At 69.8% G+C, this 18,533-nt stretch carries 18 protein-coding genes; 10 read left to right on the plus strand and 8 right to left on the minus strand.

Annotated features, from left to right (window positions below; genetic code table 11):
* Nucleotides 1–62 precede the first annotated feature (62 nt).
* Nucleotides 63–1,343 carry a hypothetical protein gene (locus tag N1027_RS04190; RefSeq protein WP_259507988.1) on the minus strand — a complete coding sequence of 427 codons (1,281 nt, stop codon included), beginning with the start codon at nt 1,341–1,343 and terminating at the stop codon, nt 63–65.
* 103 nt (nt 1,344–1,446) lie between these two features.
* Between N1027_RS04190 and N1027_RS04195 the strand changes: the two genes are divergently transcribed.
* Nucleotides 1,447–2,844: an MFS transporter gene (locus N1027_RS04195; protein WP_372499672.1), complete on the plus strand. Its 1,398-nt coding sequence runs from the start codon at nt 1,447–1,449 to the stop codon at nt 2,842–2,844.
* Nucleotides 2,845–2,951: 107 nt separating this feature from the next.
* Here N1027_RS04195 and crcB read toward each other — a convergent pair whose 3' ends face one another.
* From crcB to N1027_RS04210, 3 genes are read right to left on the minus strand one after another with little or no spacing between them, the layout of a single operon-like run.
* On the minus strand, nt 2,952–3,329 hold the full coding sequence (gene crcB, locus N1027_RS04200) for a fluoride efflux transporter CrcB (protein ID WP_259505497.1): 378 nt from the start codon (nt 3,327–3,329) through the stop codon (nt 2,952–2,954).
* Nucleotides 3,326–3,862 carry a fluoride efflux transporter FluC gene (locus N1027_RS04205; RefSeq protein WP_259505499.1) on the minus strand — a complete coding sequence of 179 codons (537 nt, stop codon included), beginning with the start codon at nt 3,860–3,862 and terminating at the stop codon, nt 3,326–3,328. The genes crcB and N1027_RS04205 overlap by 4 nt, the downstream gene beginning before the upstream one ends.
* Nucleotides 3,859–4,470 carry a universal stress protein gene (locus N1027_RS04210; RefSeq protein WP_259505500.1) on the minus strand — a complete coding sequence of 204 codons (612 nt, stop codon included), beginning with the start codon at nt 4,468–4,470 and terminating at the stop codon, nt 3,859–3,861. Before N1027_RS04210 ends, N1027_RS04205 begins: the two co-directional genes overlap by 4 nt.
* A 240-nt stretch (nt 4,471–4,710) precedes the next feature.
* Here N1027_RS04210 and N1027_RS04215 point away from each other — a divergent pair, with 240 nt between their 5' ends.
* From N1027_RS04215 to dhaK, 5 genes are all read left to right on the plus strand, one after another.
* Nucleotides 4,711–6,489: a hybrid sensor histidine kinase/response regulator transcription factor gene (locus tag N1027_RS04215; RefSeq protein ID WP_259505501.1), complete on the plus strand. Its 1,779-nt coding sequence runs from the start codon at nt 4,711–4,713 to the stop codon at nt 6,487–6,489.
* Nucleotides 6,490–6,585: 96 nt separating this feature from the next.
* The gene (locus N1027_RS04220; RefSeq protein WP_259505502.1) at nt 6,586–7,446 is read left to right on the plus strand and encodes a class II fructose-bisphosphate aldolase; all 861 of its coding nucleotides are present in this window, start codon (nt 6,586–6,588) and stop codon (nt 7,444–7,446) included.
* 4 nt (nt 7,447–7,450) lie between these two features.
* Nucleotides 7,451–8,245, plus strand: coding sequence for an HAD-IA family hydrolase (locus tag N1027_RS04225; RefSeq protein ID WP_259505503.1), 795 nt, complete (start codon nt 7,451–7,453; stop codon nt 8,243–8,245).
* Nucleotides 8,242–8,883 (plus strand): dihydroxyacetone kinase subunit DhaL, encoded by a 642-nt coding sequence (dhaL, locus tag N1027_RS04230; RefSeq protein WP_259505505.1) that lies wholly within the window; start codon nt 8,242–8,244, stop codon nt 8,881–8,883. The genes N1027_RS04225 and dhaL overlap by 4 nt, the downstream gene beginning before the upstream one ends.
* Before the next feature lie 31 nt (nt 8,884–8,914).
* Nucleotides 8,915–9,910 carry a dihydroxyacetone kinase subunit DhaK gene (dhaK, locus tag N1027_RS04235; RefSeq protein ID WP_259505506.1) on the plus strand — a complete coding sequence of 332 codons (996 nt, stop codon included), beginning with the start codon at nt 8,915–8,917 and terminating at the stop codon, nt 9,908–9,910.
* 30 nt (nt 9,911–9,940) lie between these two features.
* Here the strand turns inward: dhaK and N1027_RS04240 are convergent, their stop codons facing one another.
* Nucleotides 9,941–10,777, minus strand: a complete 837-nt coding sequence (locus N1027_RS04240; protein ID WP_259505508.1) for a hypothetical protein — start codon at nt 10,775–10,777, stop codon at nt 9,941–9,943.
* Between the two features lie 252 nt (nt 10,778–11,029).
* Here N1027_RS04240 and N1027_RS04245 point away from each other — a divergent pair, with 252 nt between their 5' ends.
* On the plus strand, nt 11,030–12,058 hold the full coding sequence (locus N1027_RS04245) for a cell wall-binding repeat-containing protein (RefSeq protein ID WP_259505509.1): 1,029 nt from the start codon (nt 11,030–11,032) through the stop codon (nt 12,056–12,058).
* A gap of 86 nt (nt 12,059–12,144) precedes the next feature.
* On the opposite strand, the gene N1027_RS04250 is transcribed toward N1027_RS04245, so the two are convergent.
* From N1027_RS04250 to N1027_RS04260, 3 genes are all read right to left on the minus strand, one after another.
* On the minus strand, nt 12,145–12,747 hold the full coding sequence (locus N1027_RS04250) for a copper resistance CopC family protein (RefSeq protein ID WP_259505510.1): 603 nt from the start codon (nt 12,745–12,747) through the stop codon (nt 12,145–12,147).
* The gene (locus N1027_RS04255; protein ID WP_259505512.1) at nt 12,744–13,508 is read right to left on the minus strand and encodes a YcnI family copper-binding membrane protein; all 765 of its coding nucleotides are present in this window, start codon (nt 13,506–13,508) and stop codon (nt 12,744–12,746) included. The genes N1027_RS04250 and N1027_RS04255 overlap by 4 nt, the downstream gene beginning before the upstream one ends.
* Before the next feature lie 74 nt (nt 13,509–13,582).
* A complete protein-coding gene (locus tag N1027_RS04260) occupies nt 13,583–14,212 on the minus strand; it encodes a hypothetical protein (protein WP_259505514.1) in 630 nt (209 codons plus the stop codon).
* A 210-nt stretch (nt 14,213–14,422) separates the two neighbouring features.
* On the opposite strand from N1027_RS04260, the gene N1027_RS04265 reads away from it, so the two are divergent.
* From N1027_RS04265 to N1027_RS04275, 3 genes are all read left to right on the plus strand, one after another.
* Complete coding sequence (locus N1027_RS04265; RefSeq protein ID WP_259505516.1) at nt 14,423–15,406, plus strand: sigma-70 family RNA polymerase sigma factor; 984 nt, start codon at nt 14,423–14,425, stop codon at nt 15,404–15,406.
* 195 nt (nt 15,407–15,601) lie between these two features.
* Nucleotides 15,602–16,735 carry a hypothetical protein gene (locus N1027_RS04270; protein WP_259505517.1) on the plus strand — a complete coding sequence of 378 codons (1,134 nt, stop codon included), beginning with the start codon at nt 15,602–15,604 and terminating at the stop codon, nt 16,733–16,735.
* An 86-nt stretch (nt 16,736–16,821) separates the two neighbouring features.
* Nucleotides 16,822–18,435, plus strand: a complete 1,614-nt coding sequence (locus N1027_RS04275) for a chaplin family protein (protein WP_259505519.1) — start codon at nt 16,822–16,824, stop codon at nt 18,433–18,435.
* Nucleotides 18,436–18,533 lie beyond the last annotated feature (98 nt).

The following is an 18,533-nucleotide window of genomic DNA, read 5'->3' on the forward strand; positions in this document are numbered from 1 at the left end:
CTGGACGAAAGGTAAGAGTTCCCTGTGACACACTCGCCGCGAGCGAACATCGACGCGCGCGGTCAGCCGCGCGCCGGCACGACGGCAGCACCCCCATCGAGCTCCGCGAGTTGAAGGAGAACGAAAGGCCGCATCCTCTCGAAGGGCACCTCCTCGCCACCGATCGCCACCGGGTAGTCCCCCGGCAGCACGCTCTCGAATTCTTCGACCCTGGTCAGCAATTCATGGAGCGCCGCACGCTCTACCTCGGCATCGAGGAGGCGAAAGCTGTCGCACAGCACCAGATCGGAGACAAGTCGATCGAGCGCGCGGCGGTGCAGCGCATCCAAGACGACCCGCTCGGGGCCACGCAGTGCCGCGAAATGGCGCGCATACACAGGATCGAGAGTGGCGGTGGTACGGGCGGGCGGTGGGCCGAAGCGCCGCCCACGCCCGACCAGCATCACGCGCCTCCCGTCTGCGCGGCACTCGACCGACCCCGCTTCGCGCAGCACGCCATGCCAATCGATCTCGAAAGGAACCCGCGCGACCACCTCCCGCCCCCGTGTGACCCGGATGGCGTAGACCCCCGGATGCGCACTGAGGTCGTGCACGCCAGGCACCACCCCCGACACGAAGGCCCGCGCGCCCCGGAAACGCGCCTGGACATGCCGGAATGGCTTGGCTTCATCCGGCCCGTCGAGCAGGTCGATGATGCGCAACTCGACCGGCATCTTCCCCTCGCCCGATTCCTCCGGCCCGACGAGCAGCCGGCCGTTGTGGTACAGCGCAGCACTCAGATCGGAGATCGCTCCGGCACCCCCGTCTGCGGCGCTGGGCGGGCTGCCGGGTGATGCAGCCGCCGGACACCAGAAGCTGCAGCTGAGCACCGGCGCATCCGCGGTTCCCGAGTCGTCGAACCACAGGGTCGCCGAGTCGAGCAGGTTCTCGGCGGCCACAGCGAACCCCACGCCGGCCCGCTCGATCGTCACACTTCCGTCATAGAGCCGCTGCTCCTCGAGCGACACGCGGAACGCGTACTCTCCGGCTCCGCCCAGCAGTCCCGACTGGAGACGGAACCGCCTCTGCACGATCGACCCCAGCTCACCGCGGGCCTCCGCGCGTGCCGCACCGCGCCGAGCAGCGATCGCGACCACCACCGTGCCCGACCCGCTCGGGCCCGAGCACGCATCCGTCGATCCCGCACTCCCGACCGTCGGGGCCCCCTCGACGTCGCCCGCGATCTCGCCCTCGAACACCAGCCGGAACCCGGCTCCCCTCTCGGTACCGACCACGCGCACCACCAGGCTGGACACCACCAAAGCGACCATGAGCACCTCCGAAGCATCACTGCTGAGTTTCACTCATCTTAGTGCACCGCGGCGGCATCCGTGCCCGCCTGAACCCGAAGGGCCGCGAGGGGCGAAACGACACGGATTGTTCACCGCCTGCCACTACTGTGGCTGCATGACCGACGGACCCGCGTCCAGCGAACTCTCGCCCCCGCCGCTGGCCCCAGCCGCGCCGGGCGCCCGCCCGAAGAGCTCGCACGTTCTGGCATGGGGGCTCTGGGACTGGGGCTCCGCCTCGTTCAACGCCGTCATAACGACCTTCGTCTTCACCGTCTACCTCACGAGCGACGCCTTCGGCGGGGAGACCGCCGTCTCGGCCCAACTCGGCATCGCCATGACGATCGCCGGCGTGCTCGTGGCCCTGCTCGCCCCCATCACCGGCCAGCGCTCCGACCGCCGTGGCCGCCGCAAGCTCTGGCTCGCGGTCAACACCTACATCGTGGTCGCGCTGAGCGCGGCGATGTTCTTCGTGGTCCCCGACCCCGGCTATCTCTGGCTCGGCCTCTTCCTCTTGGCCGCCGGCACCGTGTTCTTCGAGTTCGCGAGCGTCAACTACAACGCGATGATCACCCAGGTCTCCACCCCGAAGACCATCGGCAAGGTGTCGGGGTTCGGGTGGGGCATGGGCTACGTGGGCGGCATCGTGCTGCTGCTCATCGTCTATTTCGGCTTCATCGACCCGATCGGCGGCACCGCCTTGTTCGGGGTGCCGGACAGCGACGGTCTGCCGATCCGCGTCACCGTTCTCGTCTCGGCCATCTGGTTCGGTCTCTTCGCCCTACCCGTGCTGCTCTCCGTTCCGGAGTACCGCTCGCCCAAGCAGGAGGCCGCGACGGCGGCGGGGCGGGTCGGGATCGTGGAGTCGTACCGCATCCTCTTCCGCGACATCCGCTCGCTCTTCCGGGAGAGCCGGCAGACCGCGTACTTCCTCATCGCGAGCGCCGTGTTCCGCGACGGGCTCACGGGCGTTTTCACCTTCGGCGGGGTGCTTGCCGCAGGCTCGTTCGGGTTCTCGTCGGGCCAGGTCATCATCTTCGCCATCGCCGCGAACATCGTGGCCGGGGCGTCGACCATCCTGGTGGGGCTGCTCGACGACAAGTTCGGCGCCAAGCCCGTGATCGTGGTCTCACTGATCGGGCTCGTCATCTGCGGCACCGCCGTATTCTTCTTGCACGACGGTGGGCAGATCGTGTTCTGGACCTTCGGCCTCGCCCTCTGCGCGTTCGTGGGCCCTGCGCAGTCGGCCAGCCGCTCGTTCCTCGCCCGGCGCATCCCCGAGGGCCGCAACGGCGAGATCTTCGGCCTCTACGCCACCACGGGCAAGGCCGCCACGTTCCTCGCTCCGGCGATGTTCACGCTCTTCATCGGCATCGGCGCCGCGATCTACGGTGCGGATGCGAACGTGCAGTACTGGGGCATCCTCGGCATCGTGCTGGTGCTGCTGGTGGGGCTGTTGCTGCTCATTCCCGTGAAGTCGGGGCCCGAGAAGGGCGCCGCGACGCCCGCCGAGTAGGATTCACGGCCCGTTGGCTCGGACTTCTCCAAACGAGGAGCGAACCGCAACCTCATAGCGGCGAGGTACGCGGCTCGTTTGGAGAAGTCCCCGCCAACCCGGGGAGATCAGGCGAGCGAACCCAGCCAGAGCCCCAGGCCGGCCGCCGCGACGGATGCCACCATCATGCCGAGCCCGTTGGCGAGCGCCGCTCCCCAACGCCGGTTCTGCGCCAGCCGGACGGTCTCGAAACTCGCCGTGCTGAACGTCGTGTAGCCGCCGAGGAAGCCGCCGCCGAGCACCAGCCGCCAGTCGTCGGTGACGAGGTGCGAGAGAGCGAGTCCGGTCACCAGCCCGAGCAGCAGCGATCCCGTCACGTTGATGATCGTCGTGCCGACGGGATAGCTGCCCCGGATGCGCGCCTTCACCGCGCCGTCGATGAAGAAGCGCGCCGCCGCGCCCACTCCTCCCGCCGCCGAGAGGGCGAGGAAGACGAGCGGCGTCACGAGCGCGCCTCGCGTCGCCGGCGGGGTCGCCGCCGCCCGAGCCGCATCGCCACCACGATTCCGGCCCAGGTCGCGAGCGCTCCGGCGAGAAGGGTGAGGAACGCATAGAGGATGGCGATCCCGGCCGATCCGTCGGCGAGGAGCTGCGCGGTGTCGGTGGCGAAGGAGCTGTAAGTGGTGAAGCCGCCCAGCACGCCGGTGCCGACGAGCAGCCGGATGCGCCGTCGCCGCCCCTCGTCGGGCCCGCGCAGAGCGAGCAGCTCGAGCAGGGCACCGAGCACGAAGGCGCCGAGCACGTTGATTCCGAAGATCGCGATCGGAAAGCCGCCGATCGGCGCGATGCCGAGACTGATCGCCTCACGGACCGCCGTGCCGGCCATGCCGCCGAGTGCGACGAGCCCCAGGTAACCGATCCGCAGATGCGCTGGACGGGGCGAGGCGACAGTGGCGGCCTCGACATCGCTGTCCATCGGCAGCTCGGTGTTGGTGTCGCCGGTCCAGGGGTGTTTGGTGACGGCGTCGTCGTCGGTCATGCCTGCTCCGACCCGGTCGGGCGGGATGCGGCATCCGCGGCCCCACCACCGACTCCCCCGGTGGGGTCGGCGGGCCCCGGCCAGCCGGCCTCGGGCGGCTGCGGGTCGAGCGGCACCACGAGCACGGGGCGATGCTGCCGATGGGCGAGGTGCACGGCCACCGATCCGCCGAAGAACTCGGCGATGCTCGCGCGCATCGTGGCATCCCGGGTGCCCACCACGATCATCGCCGCGTCGAGCTCGTCGGCCAGCCCCGCCAGCGCGTGCGCCGGGTCGCCACTGAGGAATCGCATCGACCACCGGATGCCCGACCCGGGCGACCCCGCGGGCAACGCCGCGAGAACTACCGCGATCTCGCGGGTCAGCGCCTCGTCGAACAGCACCGGCGGATCGAGTGCCAGGTCGGGGTCGATCGACTGCGCGTCGGTGGTTCCGTCAGCCCGGACGATCGGATACCGTCCGGCGTCGACGTAGCCGCAGACCAGCTCCGCGGAATAGCGCGCAGCAACTTGCGCGGCCGTCGCCACCACCGCGGGCGGCTGGCCCGGCACGACACCGACCACGAGCGCCGCCGACGAAACCCCACTCGTGCTCTGCGAATCGGTCATGCTGGGCTCCTATCTCCGGGCACGCCGAGGCGCGCTGAACTCTTGAGATAGGGACTGTTGTCGACCCTGGCCCTTCGGCCTGGTCGAGGTTGGGTACGGTGAGCCCCACCGCCGTAGCGAACGGATCGCTGCCTCCAGCGTACCGGGTTCGCCCGGAACACTGGATTCTCCCGCCTCCGCGGAAGAAGATGGAAACGAGGTCGGCACCGAGGCCGCCCACCGGCATCTGAGGTCACGCCCATGGATGAAGAAGCGCCACTGCCCGACCGGATGCGCCGGCAACTCGACACCCTGGCCGCGATGGCGACCGACCTGGCCGGCCAGTTCAGCCTCGAACCTCTGCTCGAACGCATCCTGGCACACACCATGGAACTGCTCGGGGGTGACAGCGGCTCCATCTGCACGGTCGACGAGGTGGCCGGCACCTACCGCAAAGAGGTCGACCTCGGGGTGGGCTGCCAGTCGGGGCGCACGTTCCCGCTCGACGAGGGCGTGACCGGCGAGGTGGTGCGGCGGCGGAGCCCGGTGATCTTCACCGAATATGCCGACATCCCGGGTGGGCACATCCCGGCCCCCGAACGCGATCTGCTGCACGGGGTGATCGGGGTGCCGATCCGCTGGAACGGTTCGATCATCGGCAGCTGCGTCGTGTTCAGCCGCGACCCTGGCCGCCGCTTCACGGCCGACGACGCCGCCCTGCTCGAACTCTTCGGCACCCACGCCGCCATCGCCATCACGAACGCCCGCCTGCACGCCCTCGCCGCCGAGCGGGCGCGCGACACCGCCATCATGGCCGAGCGCGAACGCATGGTGCGCGACGTGCACGACACGGTCGGCCGTGGTCTCGCCGCGGTACTGCTGCACCTCGACGACGCCGAGCGACGGCTCGAACCCGACGCCGGGGCCCGATCCGCGGTCGCCGGAGCCCGCGCATCCGCTCATGCCGCCCTCACCGACACACGGCGCACGGTGCTGGGCCTCGGGCCCGCCCTCCTCGACGGCAACTCGCTCGGTGAAGCCATCGCCCTCGAACTGGCGTGGGTGGAGAGCACGGCCGCTCTCGCGACCCGGCTCGTGGTGATCGGCGAGCCGACGCCGCTCGACCCCGACGCGGCGCGGCAGCTGTTCCGCATCACGCAGGAGTCGCTCACCAACGTCATCGAGCACGCCCGGGCCCGCAGTGTGCGGGTGGGCCTGGTCTACGGCAGCGACAGCACGGTCGCGCTGATCGAAGACGACGGATGCGGGTTCGACCCCTCGGCCGCCCACGGCTCCCCCGGCGGGCTGGGTCTGCACGGGCTCGTCGCCCGGGCGCGGCACCTGGGCGGCTCTCTGCTGGTCGATTCCACGCCGGGCTGGGGCACGCGCATCCGGGCCGAGATCCCGTCGGCGCCGGCCGACCCGATCGACCGGGCGCGATCGCGCTGGCGGGTGCTCGTGGTGCACGACAGCCCGGTCGTGCGGGCAGGACTGGTGCGCATGCTCGCCCTCGCCGAGCCCGACATCCAGGTCGTCGGTGAGATCGCCGACTCCACCCAGGTGGTCGACGCCTACGAGTTGCTGCGCCCGCACGTGGTGCTCACCCACCTGCGGATGCCGCACATCGACGGGGTGCGCCTCACCTCCTACCTGCGCGCGGCCGACCCGGTGGCGGCGACGGTGCTGCTCGTCGACTCCGTGTCGGACGACGGCGTGCGGGAGGCCGCGCAGGCCGGTGCGGTGGGATTCGTGAAACACGACGTGGATGCTGCGGGGCTCGCCCGCGCCGTGGTCGCGGCCGCTCGGGGGGATTCGCTGATGACGGTCGAGCTGTTCAGCAGTTCGGCGGGTGTCGGCGATGCCGGCGGCGAGCATCTGACCGCCCGCGAGCGGGAGGTGCGCGCCCTCGTGGAGCAGGGGCTGCCCTACAAGCAGATCGCATCGGCCCTCGACATCTCGGTGAAGACGGTGGAGAAGCACGTGGGTGCGATCCTGCGCAAGACGGGCGCCCCCAACCGCCGCGCCCTCGCCCGCCGCTGACCCGCGAGTGGGGTGCCCTACCTCGGGGGTGGGGTAAGGCCCCATGTCGCGCGGGACACCCCGCGCCTAGCCTGAGTCGGGGACGAGGAGGTTCTCATGGCCGTCGTGTCATTGAAGGAGATCGTCGATCGCGCGTTCGCCGAGCGCTACGGCGTTCCGGCCGTGAACATCGTGAACGACCTCACGCTCGAAGCGGTGCTGGCCGGCGCGGTCGAGGCGAACTCGCCGGTGATCGTGCAGACATCCGTGAAGACCGTCAAATCGATCGGCTACGACGTGCTCTACGCCATGTGGACATCGATGACCGCCGGCATCGAGGTGCCGGTCACCCTGCACCTCGACCACTGCCCGGAGCGCGAGGTCATTACCCAGTGCCTGAACCGGGGCTGGAACTCGGTGCTCTTCGACGCCTCCACCCTGCCGGTGGAGGAGAACCAGCGCCAGACCGTCGAGGTGGTGGCCGAGGCACGCCGGCACGGAGCGCACGTGGAGGGAGAGATCGAGGCCATCCAGGGTGTCGAAGACGGCATCGGCAGCGACACCGAGTCGCATCGGCAGTCGCTCCAGGTGGCTCTCACCTTCATCGAGACGACCGGCGTCGACGTCTTCGCCCCGTCGATCGGCAACGCGCACGGCGTCTATTCGGCGAAGCCCGACCTCGACTTCCAGCGTGTCACCGACCTGGTCGAGGCGACCGGCGTGCCGATCGCGTTGCACGGCGGCAGCGGGATGACCGACGACCAGTTCACCGATCTGATCTCCCGCGGATGCGCGAAGGTCAACATCTCCACCGACCTCAAGATCACCTACATGAAGTCGAACCTGGCCTTCTTGAAGACGGCGGAGGAGAAGAACAAGTGGGACCCGCCGTCGCTCTTCGCGCACGTGCGCACCGACGTGATGGCGCTCACCACCGGACTGGCGGCGAAGTTCGGCAGCGCCGGCAAGGCCTGGTGAGACCGTGCCCGCGCTCATCTTCGACTGCGACGGCGTGCTCGCCGACACCGAGCGCACCGGCCATCTGCCGGCCTTCAACCAGACCTTCCTGGAGTTCGGCGTTCCGGTGCGCTGGAGCGACGCCGACTACGCCGAGAAGGTGAAGATCGGCGGCGGGAAGGAGCGGATGGCGAGCCTCCTGACGCCCGAGTTCGTGGCGTTGAACGGGCTGCCGACCGATCCCGAGGGCCAGAAGGCGATGCTCGCGAAGTGGCACAAGCGCAAGACGGAGATCTACACTCAGCTCGTCGAGCAGGGCAAACTGCCCGCGCGGCCCGGCATCGCGCGGGTCGTGGCCGAAGCGGATGCCGCGGGCTGGCAGCTCGCCGTCGCCTCCACCTCGGCCGAGCCGAGTGTTCGCGCCGTTCTCGAACACGCCGTGGGGCCCGATCTCGCAGCGCGTTTCGCGGTCTACGCCGGCGACGTCGTTGCCCACAAGAAGCCCGCGCCCGACATCTACCTGCTCGCCCTGGAGGGTCTCGGCGCCGACCCGGATGACGCGGTGGTGGTGGAGGACAGCGCGAACGGGATGCTCGCCGCCCTCGCCGCCGGTCTCCGCACCGTCGTCACCGTGAGCGCTTACACCGTCGACGAGGACTTCAGCGGGGCGTCGCTCGTGGTCAGTTCGCTCGGCGACCCCGACGAGCCCGCCACCGCGCTCGAGGACCCGCTGGGCATCCACCCGCACGGCGTCGTCACGCTCGGCGACGTCGAAGAGATCCGCACCCGACCCCGCCCACCGCTTTCGGAGGAACGATGACATCAACCAGCTTCGCCGACACCGAGTTCGTCGTGCGCACCATCGCGCAGACCTGCCTCGACAACGAGAAGGAGTTCGGCGACCTCGACTCGGTGGTCGGCGACGGCGACTTCGGCTACTCCCTGGCGCGCGGCTTCGAGGTGGTGACGAAAGACTGGGACAGCTACGACCGCACCGACATCGGCACCTTCTTGCAGAAGATCGCGGTGGCCGTCACCAGCCGCATCGGTGGAACCTCCGGTCCGATCTGGGGCACCGCGTTCATCCGGGCCGGCGGCGTCGCGAAGGGTCGCGACGAGATCTCGGGAACCGACGTGGTCGCGATGCTGCGCGCCTCGATCGAAGGCATCAAGGCGCGCGGAAACGCGGATGTCGGCGACAAGACCCTGCTCGACGCCCTGGTGCCGATGACGGATGCGCTCGAGCGAGCCGTCGCATCCGGGGCCACCTCGGGCGAAGCGGTGGCCGCCGCGGCCGTCGCCGCGCGCGAGTCTGCCGACGCCACCTCGACGATGATCGCCAAGCGCGGCCGTGCCAGCTACAGCGGCGAGCGCAGCATCGGCTCACCGGATGCCGGCGCCGTCGCGGTCGCCGTCATCCTCGAACGACTCGATTCCGTCTGGGCGACGAAGCCCTGACCTGCCTCACTGAAACACGGGAGAGAAACTCATGAAGAAGTTCGTCAACGATCCGCAGCAGTACGTGCCCGAGATGCTCAAAGGCCTCGCGCTCGCGAACCCCGACACGCTGAAGTACGTGCCGGAGTACAACCTCATCATGCGAACGGATGCGCCGCGCGACGACAAGGTGTCGATCATCCAGGGCTCGGGCTCGGGTCACGAACCGGCCCACGTGATGACGGTGGGAAAGGGGATGCTCGACGGCGCGTGTCCGGGCGACGTGTTCGCCGCTCCCCCGATGGACTACGTGTACGAGACCACGAAGCTGCTCGCATCGCCGAAGGGCGTGGTGCTGCTCGTGAACAACTACACCGGCGACCGGATGGCGTTCGACATGGCGCAGGAGATGAGCCAGGCCGACGGCGTGAACGTACGCACCCTGTTCATCGACGACGACGTCTCGGTGCAGGACTCCACCTACACGGTCGGGCGACGTGGCGTCGCCGGCAACTTCTTCGTGATGAAAGCGGTGGGGGCGGCCTCGGAGGAGGGAGCCGACCTCGACGAGGTGATGCGGATCGGCGAGAAGGTCAACTCCGTCACGCGCACGATGGGGCTCGCGCTCACGGCGTGCACGCCTCCCGCGAAGGGGTCGCCGTTGTTCGAGTTGGGCGACGACGAGATCGAGGTGGGCGTGGGCATCCACGGCGAGCCCGGGCGGCGGCGCGCGAAGATGGCGCCGGCGAACGAGCTGGTCGACGAGCTGCTCGACCCGGTGGTGGCCGACCTGCCGTTCGTCTCCGGCGATCGGGTGGCGCTGATGGTGAACGGACTCGGTGGCACGCCGATCAGCGAGCTCTATCTCGTCTACGGCATCGCCCATGAGAAGCTCGCCGCGCTAGGCATCACGGTGGCGCGCAGTTACGTCGGGGAGTATTGCACCTCGCTCGACATGGCCGGCGCATCCATCACCCTGGTGCGGCTCGACGACGAGATCGAGCGCCTGCTCGCGGCTCCGGCCGAGATCGGCAACCGCATCTTCTAGCCGCCGACGCAGCCGATCTTCTCGGAAGGCTCACGAGGCGACCTCGACGCGCACCTCGACGCGCGTCTGGGTCGCCGCGTAGGTCTCGACCTGCGCCTTCGTGACCTCGTCGGGCACCGTGAGATCGAGGAACTGGTGCGGCGGGATGTCTCCGACGGGCTCGATCGACCAGGCACTGCCATGGTCGATCGACACCCGGGGGGCAATGCGACGCCAGAATTCCACGGCGTCGTCGATCGGGGCGAGCGGCTCCGCACTCACCCGGAAACGCCCGTCGGTGCTCGTGGCCGTGAAGTCGAGGTTGGTCTGCACGCCTCCGCTCTCGCGGGCGAGGTCGAGCATGGCGTTCACCTCCACCAGGAGAGCTTCGGGGGAATCGGCGTCGAGCGTGACGCAGAAGATGCCCCCGCAGTCACCGTCTCCCCGGGCGCTGGCGATCACGTAGTCGTCGTCGTTCCGGATGCCGAGAAAGACGCCGAGCGTGGGCGCACCGCCGAGATTCGAGAAACTGCGCCCGTCGCCGAGGGTGTACGTGAGGAACGGATGCTCCCAGCCGGCATCCTCCGCCCGGTTCTCGACGGCCTCGCTGAGCGTGACGAGATCGTCGTCGGAGATCGCAGGATCGACCAGGATCGTGAGGTCGAGGAACTGGTTCCAGGGGTCCTCCGATACGTAGGAGTCGGCTCCTGTGACGTGCTCCTGCTCAGCGACCCAGTCGGCGACCCGCTGGCCGTCGCTCGGCCCCGGCGCCGCGCATCCGGAGAGCCCGACGGATATCCCGACGGTGAGGGCAGCCGACAGCACCGCACCCGCGACGACCGCCGGTGTCGGAGCCGAGCGGATGCCGATCCGCCGCGCGTTAGCCATGAGCAGACCCTAGCGCGAAGTCGATGATCTGTCATCTTGCGCGAGAGCGTTGCGCGTCTGGCCCCCTAACTGGGGCGTCGAGCTATTCTCGACTTATTGCATGCCGGTCGATATCGTCATGCCATCAGGGTCGGGGACTGCTTGGGGGGCAGAGGGCCATGATGGGGAATCGAGTTCGCAATGGGTGTTCAATCAGCTGCTTCCGCACGCCGTCACACAGGACGCGTCAGGCGCTTGAGGTTTTCCGGAGGGGTGGCGGCGCTTCTCGTGGGTCTCGTCGCGGCGGGCGTGCTGGGTGGGGCCTCCGCCGGAGCAATGCCGATGGACGCGGGCGGCCCGGACGGACTTCCGCCCGCCCCGCCGGAACTCGGCTCGATCACGGTGTCGAGGATCGCGGGAGCCGACCGCTACGAGATCGCCGCCGAGATCGCGAAGCGCGTCAGCCCGGCAGCGTCGAACGTCGTCTACGTGGCCTCCGGGGCGAGCTTTCCCGACGCGCTGAGCGCCGGGCCGGCCGCTGCGGCGAGCTTCGGGCCCCTGCTGCTCGTAGCGCCGGATTTCGTGCCCGCTGCTGCGGCGGCCGCGCTCACCCGGCTCGACCCGCTGGTGGTCAAGGTCATCGGCGGCACCGCCTCCGTCTCCCAGGCCGTGGTGGACCGCGTGAGCAGTCTCGTTCCGCGAGCCCACGTGACTCGCATCGACGGCGTCGATCGCTACGCCGTCAGCCGCGCGGTCGTCGACGACGCATTCACGACGGTCTCGGGAGCCGCGGTGGCGACGGGCCGCGACTTCCCCGACGCTCTATCCGCCGGGGCGGTCGCGGGTGCGCTCGGCATGCCGGTTCTGCTCGTCGACGGCGCCACGCCCGCCGCCGACGGATTGACGACGGGGCTGCTACGGAGTCTGGGAGTGGGTGTCGTGACCATCGTGGGTGGCCCGCTCTCGGTCTCGACGGGAGTTCAGAACACGATCCTTCCTGAAGCGTGGGTGCCACGCATATCAGGGGCGAACCGCTATGAGGTGTCGCTGAACATCACCGAGTTCGGCGGCCCCGACTACTCGACCGTCTACCTGGTCACCGGCGCGAATTTTCCCGACGCGCTTGCGGGCGGCGTCCTGGCTGCGAAGACGTCTTCCCCGATGTTCGTCGTGCCAACCGGATGCGTTCCTCAGGGCGTTCTCGCTCTGCTCGGCAAGAACGCCATGAAGAACGTCGTGCTGCTCGGGGGGACCGCGTCATTGAGCCCCGCGGTGGCCACCCTGACCGCGTGCTCGTTCTGAGCGGCGCCGCAGCCTGAGGCGTCACTTTCCGCGCGAAATCCGTCGATCGTCGCGCGGAAAGTGACGTCACTCGGTGGTGCGGCAGGTCAGGGGCCTGGGCGCGACCGGCGGCGGAGCAGGATCAGCAGGATCGCGGCCACGATGACCACGACACCGACCGCCGAGCCGATGCCGATCAGCACGAGCGGGAATTGGATGCCACCCGCGCCCGTCCCGGCGGCTGCCGGCTCGGGGGTGGCGGAACTGCCCGCCGCCGTGGTGGGCTCAGGGGTGGAGGAACCGCCCCCCACCGCCGGACCGGCGTAGTCGAACCCGAACTCGCCCGAGACCGCATGACCGTCGGCCGACACGTTCTGCCAGAGCACGGTGTAAGCCCCCGGGGTGGTGGGCGCGACGTCGATGCTCAGCGTGCTGTTCACGATCGACACCGCGCCGGTTGCGACGTTCGCGCCGCTCGGGTCGTGCAACTCGATCGCGATCGCGGCGCTCGCATCCGCCAGCGGCGGCTCGTTGAACGTGAGCGACACCTGGCTGAGCGTCTCGGTGACTGTCGAGTCGGCGACGGGGTTCGTCGACACGAGATAGTCGTGAGCGGATGCGCTCTCCGCGCCGCCGATCGTCGCCCCGGCTACGAGTGCGAGCGTCAGCATCGTGATCGCAGCGCGCCGGACGCCCGTCGGGCGCGTCACTGGGCGTCCGTCGCGTCCGGCGAGCCCGGCCGGCGCAGGACCGCGACGGCCGCCAGCACGAGCGCCAGCGTGCCGAGCGCCAGGCCGCCGATGCCGAAGCCCAGTGCGAGCGAAGCGGTGCCGTCCGCGCCAGAGGCATCCGACGCATCCGGCGACCCGCCTTCCGCGCCGGCCGTCACCGTCGCGACCCCGTCGGCAGGTGGGGCGGAGGTGATGTACAGGGTCGGCGCCGGATGTTCCGGCTCCTCCCCCGAGGCCGGCGTGGGCTCGGCCCAGTCGACGGTGCTGCCGTCGGAGTAGCCCTGGTGCGCCGGCAGCACCACCTGCGCCGTGTCGGGCACGGGCCCGACCGAGAGCGGGAACTCCTGGAACTGGCCGGGCGCGACACCCGCGGTGCCGGCATCCGCGGTCCACACCACGGAGAGGGGCGCTTCGGTGATGGTCGCGTCGCCCGCGGTGATCGGGCTCGGCAGCGTGCCGACCACGACCGAGGCGCTCCAGCCGGGCACGGGCTGGTAGGAGACGCTCGTGAACGGGGTGTCGGCCGGCAGGTCGACCTCGACCCGCACCGTGCTCGCGGTGGCCGACTCGTTCGGCACCTTGAAGGTGAGGGTGGTGTAACTGCCCGGCGCGGCGTGCCCCGGGTCGACGCGAACGTGGGCGGAGGCCGCGAGGGGCGCGCCGGCGACGACGGCTGCGGTCGCGAGCAGGGTGGCAGCGGCGCCGGCTGTTGCGGCGCGCGCGAGGGTACGTGTGTTCATCGATCGGTCCTTCGGTGAGATGAGAAGTGTGCAGGCGCGCACACCGACACCCCACCGGTGTCGACCGACGGAGTCTAGAGGTGTGCGGCGGCCGCCACCGGCGGACCACGATGGCGGCGGCTGCCGAGCAGCACGCCGAGGTCGCGCAGCAGATCGATCACCGGCAGACCGACCGCGCGCGAATGCGACCCCACCCACCCGGGCTCCGCGAACGCGAGGCGCACGAGTGACCAGACGGCTTCGAAACGTGCCCGCGCGAGGCCGAGGAGTGCGCGGATCGTGCGTTCGCCGCGGTGCAACAGAGCGATGGTCGCCAGGGCGGCGAGCGCGTGCCCCACCCACATCCATCCGGAATCGTGGCCCGGATGCGCGGGCCCGGTCGCCGCATCCGTCACCACTGTCATCGCGACGTGTCCGTGATGGGTGGTCTGGCCGAGCGAAATTCCGGAGGCCGAACCGGCGCCCACCCCGAACAACAGATGCAGGGCGAATTGGCTGGTCATCACCGAAACGGCCAGCGCGGGCAGCGACAACTGTCGCCGAGCCAACACGACGCAGACCACCGCAGACAACGCGACCGCCAGCGTGACTCCGACTGCACCCGGGGCCTCCGCTCCTGCGGCCGCATGCGAGAACGCGGCCACGAAGACAGCGACAGCGGCAGCTGTCAGGCCGCGAGCGACCCGCACCCCTCTGCTGCTCACGCCGGCCTCCGCATCGTCATTCGGATCGCGCTCCGAATGCCTCTCCAGCTTAGAAGAATCACGATGCATTCAACCGCGAAATGCTAGGTGGACTAGCTACATGCCGTTAAAACTGCCCGTTGTCAACCCCCTCGACCCCATTTTGGGGGTCTGCAGTTGCGGCGATAACGTGACGAACAACCGGGATACGGATCAGTTACGGAGATGAAGATGTCGCGCTCAGGAGTAACGACTACAGCCCCCGACGAAGAGATCGACGAGGGGGAGCCCGAGGCACGCCTCGCGAACATCCGGGGAGCCTCGGAGGATCCGGTGAAGGACTACCTCCGCCAGATCGGCCGCACCGCACTGCTCTCCGCCGAGGAGGAAGTCGACCTCGGCCGCCGCATCGAGGTCGGCGTGCTCGCCGACGCGAAGCTCGGCAGCAACCCCGTCATGGACGCCACGCTGAAGCGCGAGCTCGAATGGCTGGCACGCGACGGCAAGGCTGCCAAACGCAAGCTCATCCAGGCCAACCTGCGACTCGTCGTGTCGATCGCCAAGCGCTACCTGGAGCGCGGACTGCCCTTCCTCGACCTCATCCAGGAGGGCAACATCGGCCTGGTGCGCGCGGTCGAGAAATTCGACTACCAGGCCGGCTTCAAGTTCTCGACCTACGGCTCGTGGTGGATCAAGCAGGCCATCAACCGCGCGCTGGCCGACAGCGGCCGCATCATCCGCATCCCGGTGCACACCTCGGAGAAGATCTCGTCGATCACGCGGATGCAGCGTCGTCTCGTCATCGAGCTCGGCCGTGAGCCCTCGATCGTCGAGGTCGCGAGCGCCGTCGACCTCCCGCCCGCGAAGGTGCAGGAATTGTTGCGCCACGGTCGCGACACGGTGTCGATCCACACCCCCGTCGGCGACGACGACGCCGAGCTCGGCGACCTGATCGAGGACACCTCGCAGGCGCAGCCCTTCGACGCGGCTGCCGCCTCGTTGCAGCACCACGATCTGGCCGTCGCCCTGGCGACCCTGCCGCCCCGGGAGGCTCGCGTGGTGTGCATGCGCTTCGGTCTCGACGGGGAAGACCCGATGTCGTTCGACCAGATCGGCGAGGCCCTCGGTGTGAGCCGTGAGCGCGCGCGTCAGATCCAGCGCCGGGCTCTCGCGATGCTGCGCGACGAGTCGCTGCACGACTACCTGATCGCCTGACGCCCGCCCGTTCGAAGGGGCCGATCGCTGAGCGCGGCGGCCCCTTTGGCGTGTCTGTCTCGAGCGATGCCGCGGTGAGAAATCCCCACCTCGAATCGGATGAAGGGGTTGACATCGGCTTTTCAGGGGAGAAAAGTCGATAGCGGCGGGGCATCCGACGAGGGGTGACCGGTTCCTGCGCAGGGGGTGACTGTCGTGGAACAAGCAACTGAAGAGCGGTCACGACGTCTTCTGCGCCTGGGGCTCGGAGCTCTCGGGGTGACGGCCGGCTGGCTGGTGCTCTGTGCGGTGGTCGGTTCGTCATCGGCTTCTGCCGACGAGGGCACACCGCCCGCGTCATCCTCGTCGACTTCCTTGCTCGGTTCGGTCTCCGACCTCCTCGATTCGACGGGTTCCGCGGTCGGCGACATCGTGTCGGGCGTGGGCGATCAGGTGCTCGACCCCGTGCTCACGCCCGTGGTCGAACCGGTGGCCGATGTGCTGCCGGAGCCGGTCGCCGAGGTCGTTGCAACAGTTCCCCAGGTGACGGATGCGCTCGGCGAGGTCGCCGCGTCCGATCCGGTATCGAGCGTCGTGGAGCCGGTGACCAGCGCCGTCGACGGTGTGGTCGCCGCTCTTCCGGTCGTGCCTGATGTGATCGGTTCGGCGCCCGTCGGGTCGCTGACGTCACCTGTCGTCGGAGTGGTGGATGTCGCACTCGGGGGAGTGGGCGCAGTCGTTTCGCCGACGGTGCACACGGTCGTCGATCCCGTGACGGGCGGCGCGACCGGGCTTCTGCCGGCGCTGCCCGGATCGCCGGGGTCGCCCGGACCCGGAACCCCGGGTGGGTCCGCGGGCCCGGACGACGGATGCGGAGAAGATGTCGCCATCGGCGCGGAAGGCGGTTCCGGATCGGGTCCCGGCACCGTGGATTCTGCGCCGGTGGCGAGTGGTTCTGCCTCGTGGGGCGCGCTGCGGGCTGCGCTTGGCGCCCCTCGCGAAACGGATCGGGGCGGCCAGGGCTCCCCGAACGAGGGCGCGGGCGGTTCGGGGGCCGCCGCGGGCTGGGGCCTCGTTCCGGGAGCCGCTGGTTCCTCCGGCACGCCTTCAGGCGGTTGGCCGTGGTCACCCGGGGGTTCCGGGCCGTTCGGGCCCGGCGGTGGCGCACTGCCGTCATCCAGTTCGTCGAACGCCGGCGCTGCCATGACGGCCCACGGTGGGGCCACGACGAGTTCCGATCTCGCGGGCGGCGGATTCGTTGCCCGAGCCTTCGCGACGCTGTCCGGCGGCGCATCCGATGACGCGTTACCGTCGTCGCCCAGCTACGACACCGACGTCTCTCCCGACTGAATGAGCCCGGCACCGCCTTGCGGTGCACGGACCGAAGTCTCCCCCTGCGGGAGCACACCTCATTCAATCGATACGGAGATATCACCATGAACAAGTACGTCTCGAGAGGGCTGTGGACAGTCCTCATCACCGGGGGCCTGTGTGCCCTCGGTGCGGGAGTCGCGAACGCCGCTGAGACCAGCGGCGACGAAGGCGCGGCATCCGGCAACCAGGCCATCATCCAGGTGGACCTGCCCATCGACCTCAGCGGAAACGGTGTCTCGGTCATCGGGGACTCGTCGAGCAGCGACTCGTCGGCCTCGGTCGACTCGGCTCCCGTGGAGCCTCCCGTGTCGGTCTCGACCGACGGTGAAGACTCGCTGATCGGCGGCAACCAGGCGATCGTCGATGTCGACATGCCGATCACGGTCGGCGGCAACGCGATCTCGGTGGTCGGCGACTCGGCGAGCACCGACTCGGCGGTGTCGACGGATGCGGCCGCCCCGGATGCTGCGCCTGCAGCTCCGCCCGCTGATCCCGCGCCGGCTCCGGCCGCGACTCCGGTCGAGACCTCCGGTGACGACAGTGTGGCCGGCGGCAACCAGGTGCCGGTCGACGTGTCGATCCCGGTGATCGTCGGTGGCAACGCCATCTCGGTCATCGGCGATGCGGAATCGACGGAAGCCTCGAACACCACCACAGGAACGGCGCCCTCCGTGGTCACGGGCTCCGGCCTCACCACCTCCGGTGAAGACGGCGTGGCGGGCGGTAACCAGCTGCCCATCGCGGTCACCGCACCGGTCACGGTCGGTGGCAACGGCATCAGCGTCATCGGCGACTCCTCGGCGACCGGCTCCGACGTCAGCACCACCACCGGGGGCGGCACAGGCTCCGGAGACGGCGCCACCACGACGGGCGAAGACGGCATCGTCTCCGGCAACCAGGTCGCCCCTGACGTCACCGCACCGGTCACGGTCGGTGGCAACGGCATCAGCGTCATCGGCGACTCCTCGGCGACCGGCTCCGACGTCAGCACCACCACCGGGGGCGGCACAGGCTCCGGAGACGGCGCCACCACGACGGGCGAAGACGGCATCGTCTCCGGCAACCAGGTGCTGCCCGACCTGGGCATCCCGGTGACCGTCGGCGGCAACGCCGTCTCGGTGATCGGCGACGCGGACACCTCGGACTCGGTCGTCACCACGACGACCGGCTCCGGCAGCGGCGACCCGGTGACCAGCGGAGACGACGGGATTCTGGGCGGTAACCAGATCATCCCCGGCATCGAGCTGCCCATCACGGTCGGCGGCAACGCGGTCTGCGTCGTCGGTGACTGCACCACGACGGGCTCGACGGTGACCGATCCGGGAGACCCGACCGATCCCACCGACCCGACCGATCCCACCGACCCCACGGACCCCACGGACCCCACTGGTCCCACGGACCCGACCGATCCGACCGACCCCGGAACCCCGACGAACCCGGTCGACCCGGGCACGCCGGTGACCCCGGGATCGCCGACGGATGCGGGCACCTCGGTGCCCGCCGGCTCCTCGAGCTCGCCTCTCGCGGGCGGCTCGGGCACCGCATCCGGAAGCCTCGCCCTCACGGGAGGCAACCCGCTGCCACTCGTCGGCGGCCTCCTGCTGCTGATGCTGGTGGGTCTCGGACTGATCGCGTTCACGCGCCGCAGCGCGTGCGGCGAGGGTTCGACCCGCTGAGCGCCCGGCGCTGAGCACGACCGCGCGGGGCGTCGCCCACCGACGACGCCCCGCTTCGGCCTGCCCACGGCGCGTCACCCCACGCGCGCTCCGCCGCG

The organism is Herbiconiux aconitum, assembly GCF_024979235.1.
GTDB classification, from domain to species: Bacteria; Actinomycetota; Actinomycetes; order Actinomycetales; family Microbacteriaceae; genus Herbiconiux; species Herbiconiux aconitum.

What these genes read in the sequence shown, in the direction of transcription:
- N1027_RS04195 (WP_372499672.1), top strand. Translation starts at nt 1,447, where the DNA reads ATGACCGACGGACCCGCGTCCAGCGAACTCTCGCCCCCGCCGCTGGCC.
- N1027_RS04205 (WP_259505499.1), bottom strand. Translation starts at nt 3,862, where the DNA reads ATGACCGACGACGACGCCGTCACCAAACACCCCTGGACCGGCGACACC.
- N1027_RS04210 (WP_259505500.1), bottom strand. Translation starts at nt 4,470, where the DNA reads ATGACCGATTCGCAGAGCACGAGTGGGGTTTCGTCGGCGGCGCTCGTG.
- N1027_RS04215 (WP_259505501.1), top strand. Translation starts at nt 4,711, where the DNA reads ATGGATGAAGAAGCGCCACTGCCCGACCGGATGCGCCGGCAACTCGAC.
- N1027_RS04220 (WP_259505502.1), top strand. Translation starts at nt 6,586, where the DNA reads ATGGCCGTCGTGTCATTGAAGGAGATCGTCGATCGCGCGTTCGCCGAG.
- dhaL (WP_259505505.1), top strand. Translation starts at nt 8,242, where the DNA reads ATGACATCAACCAGCTTCGCCGACACCGAGTTCGTCGTGCGCACCATC.
- dhaK (WP_259505506.1), top strand. Translation starts at nt 8,915, where the DNA reads ATGAAGAAGTTCGTCAACGATCCGCAGCAGTACGTGCCCGAGATGCTC.
- N1027_RS04240 (WP_259505508.1), bottom strand. Translation starts at nt 10,777, where the DNA reads ATGGCTAACGCGCGGCGGATCGGCATCCGCTCGGCTCCGACACCGGCG.
- N1027_RS04255 (WP_259505512.1), bottom strand. Translation starts at nt 13,508, where the DNA reads ATGAACACACGTACCCTCGCGCGCGCCGCAACAGCCGGCGCCGCTGCC.
- N1027_RS04265 (WP_259505516.1), top strand. Translation starts at nt 14,423, where the DNA reads ATGTCGCGCTCAGGAGTAACGACTACAGCCCCCGACGAAGAGATCGAC.
- N1027_RS04275 (WP_259505519.1), top strand. Translation starts at nt 16,822, where the DNA reads ATGAACAAGTACGTCTCGAGAGGGCTGTGGACAGTCCTCATCACCGGG.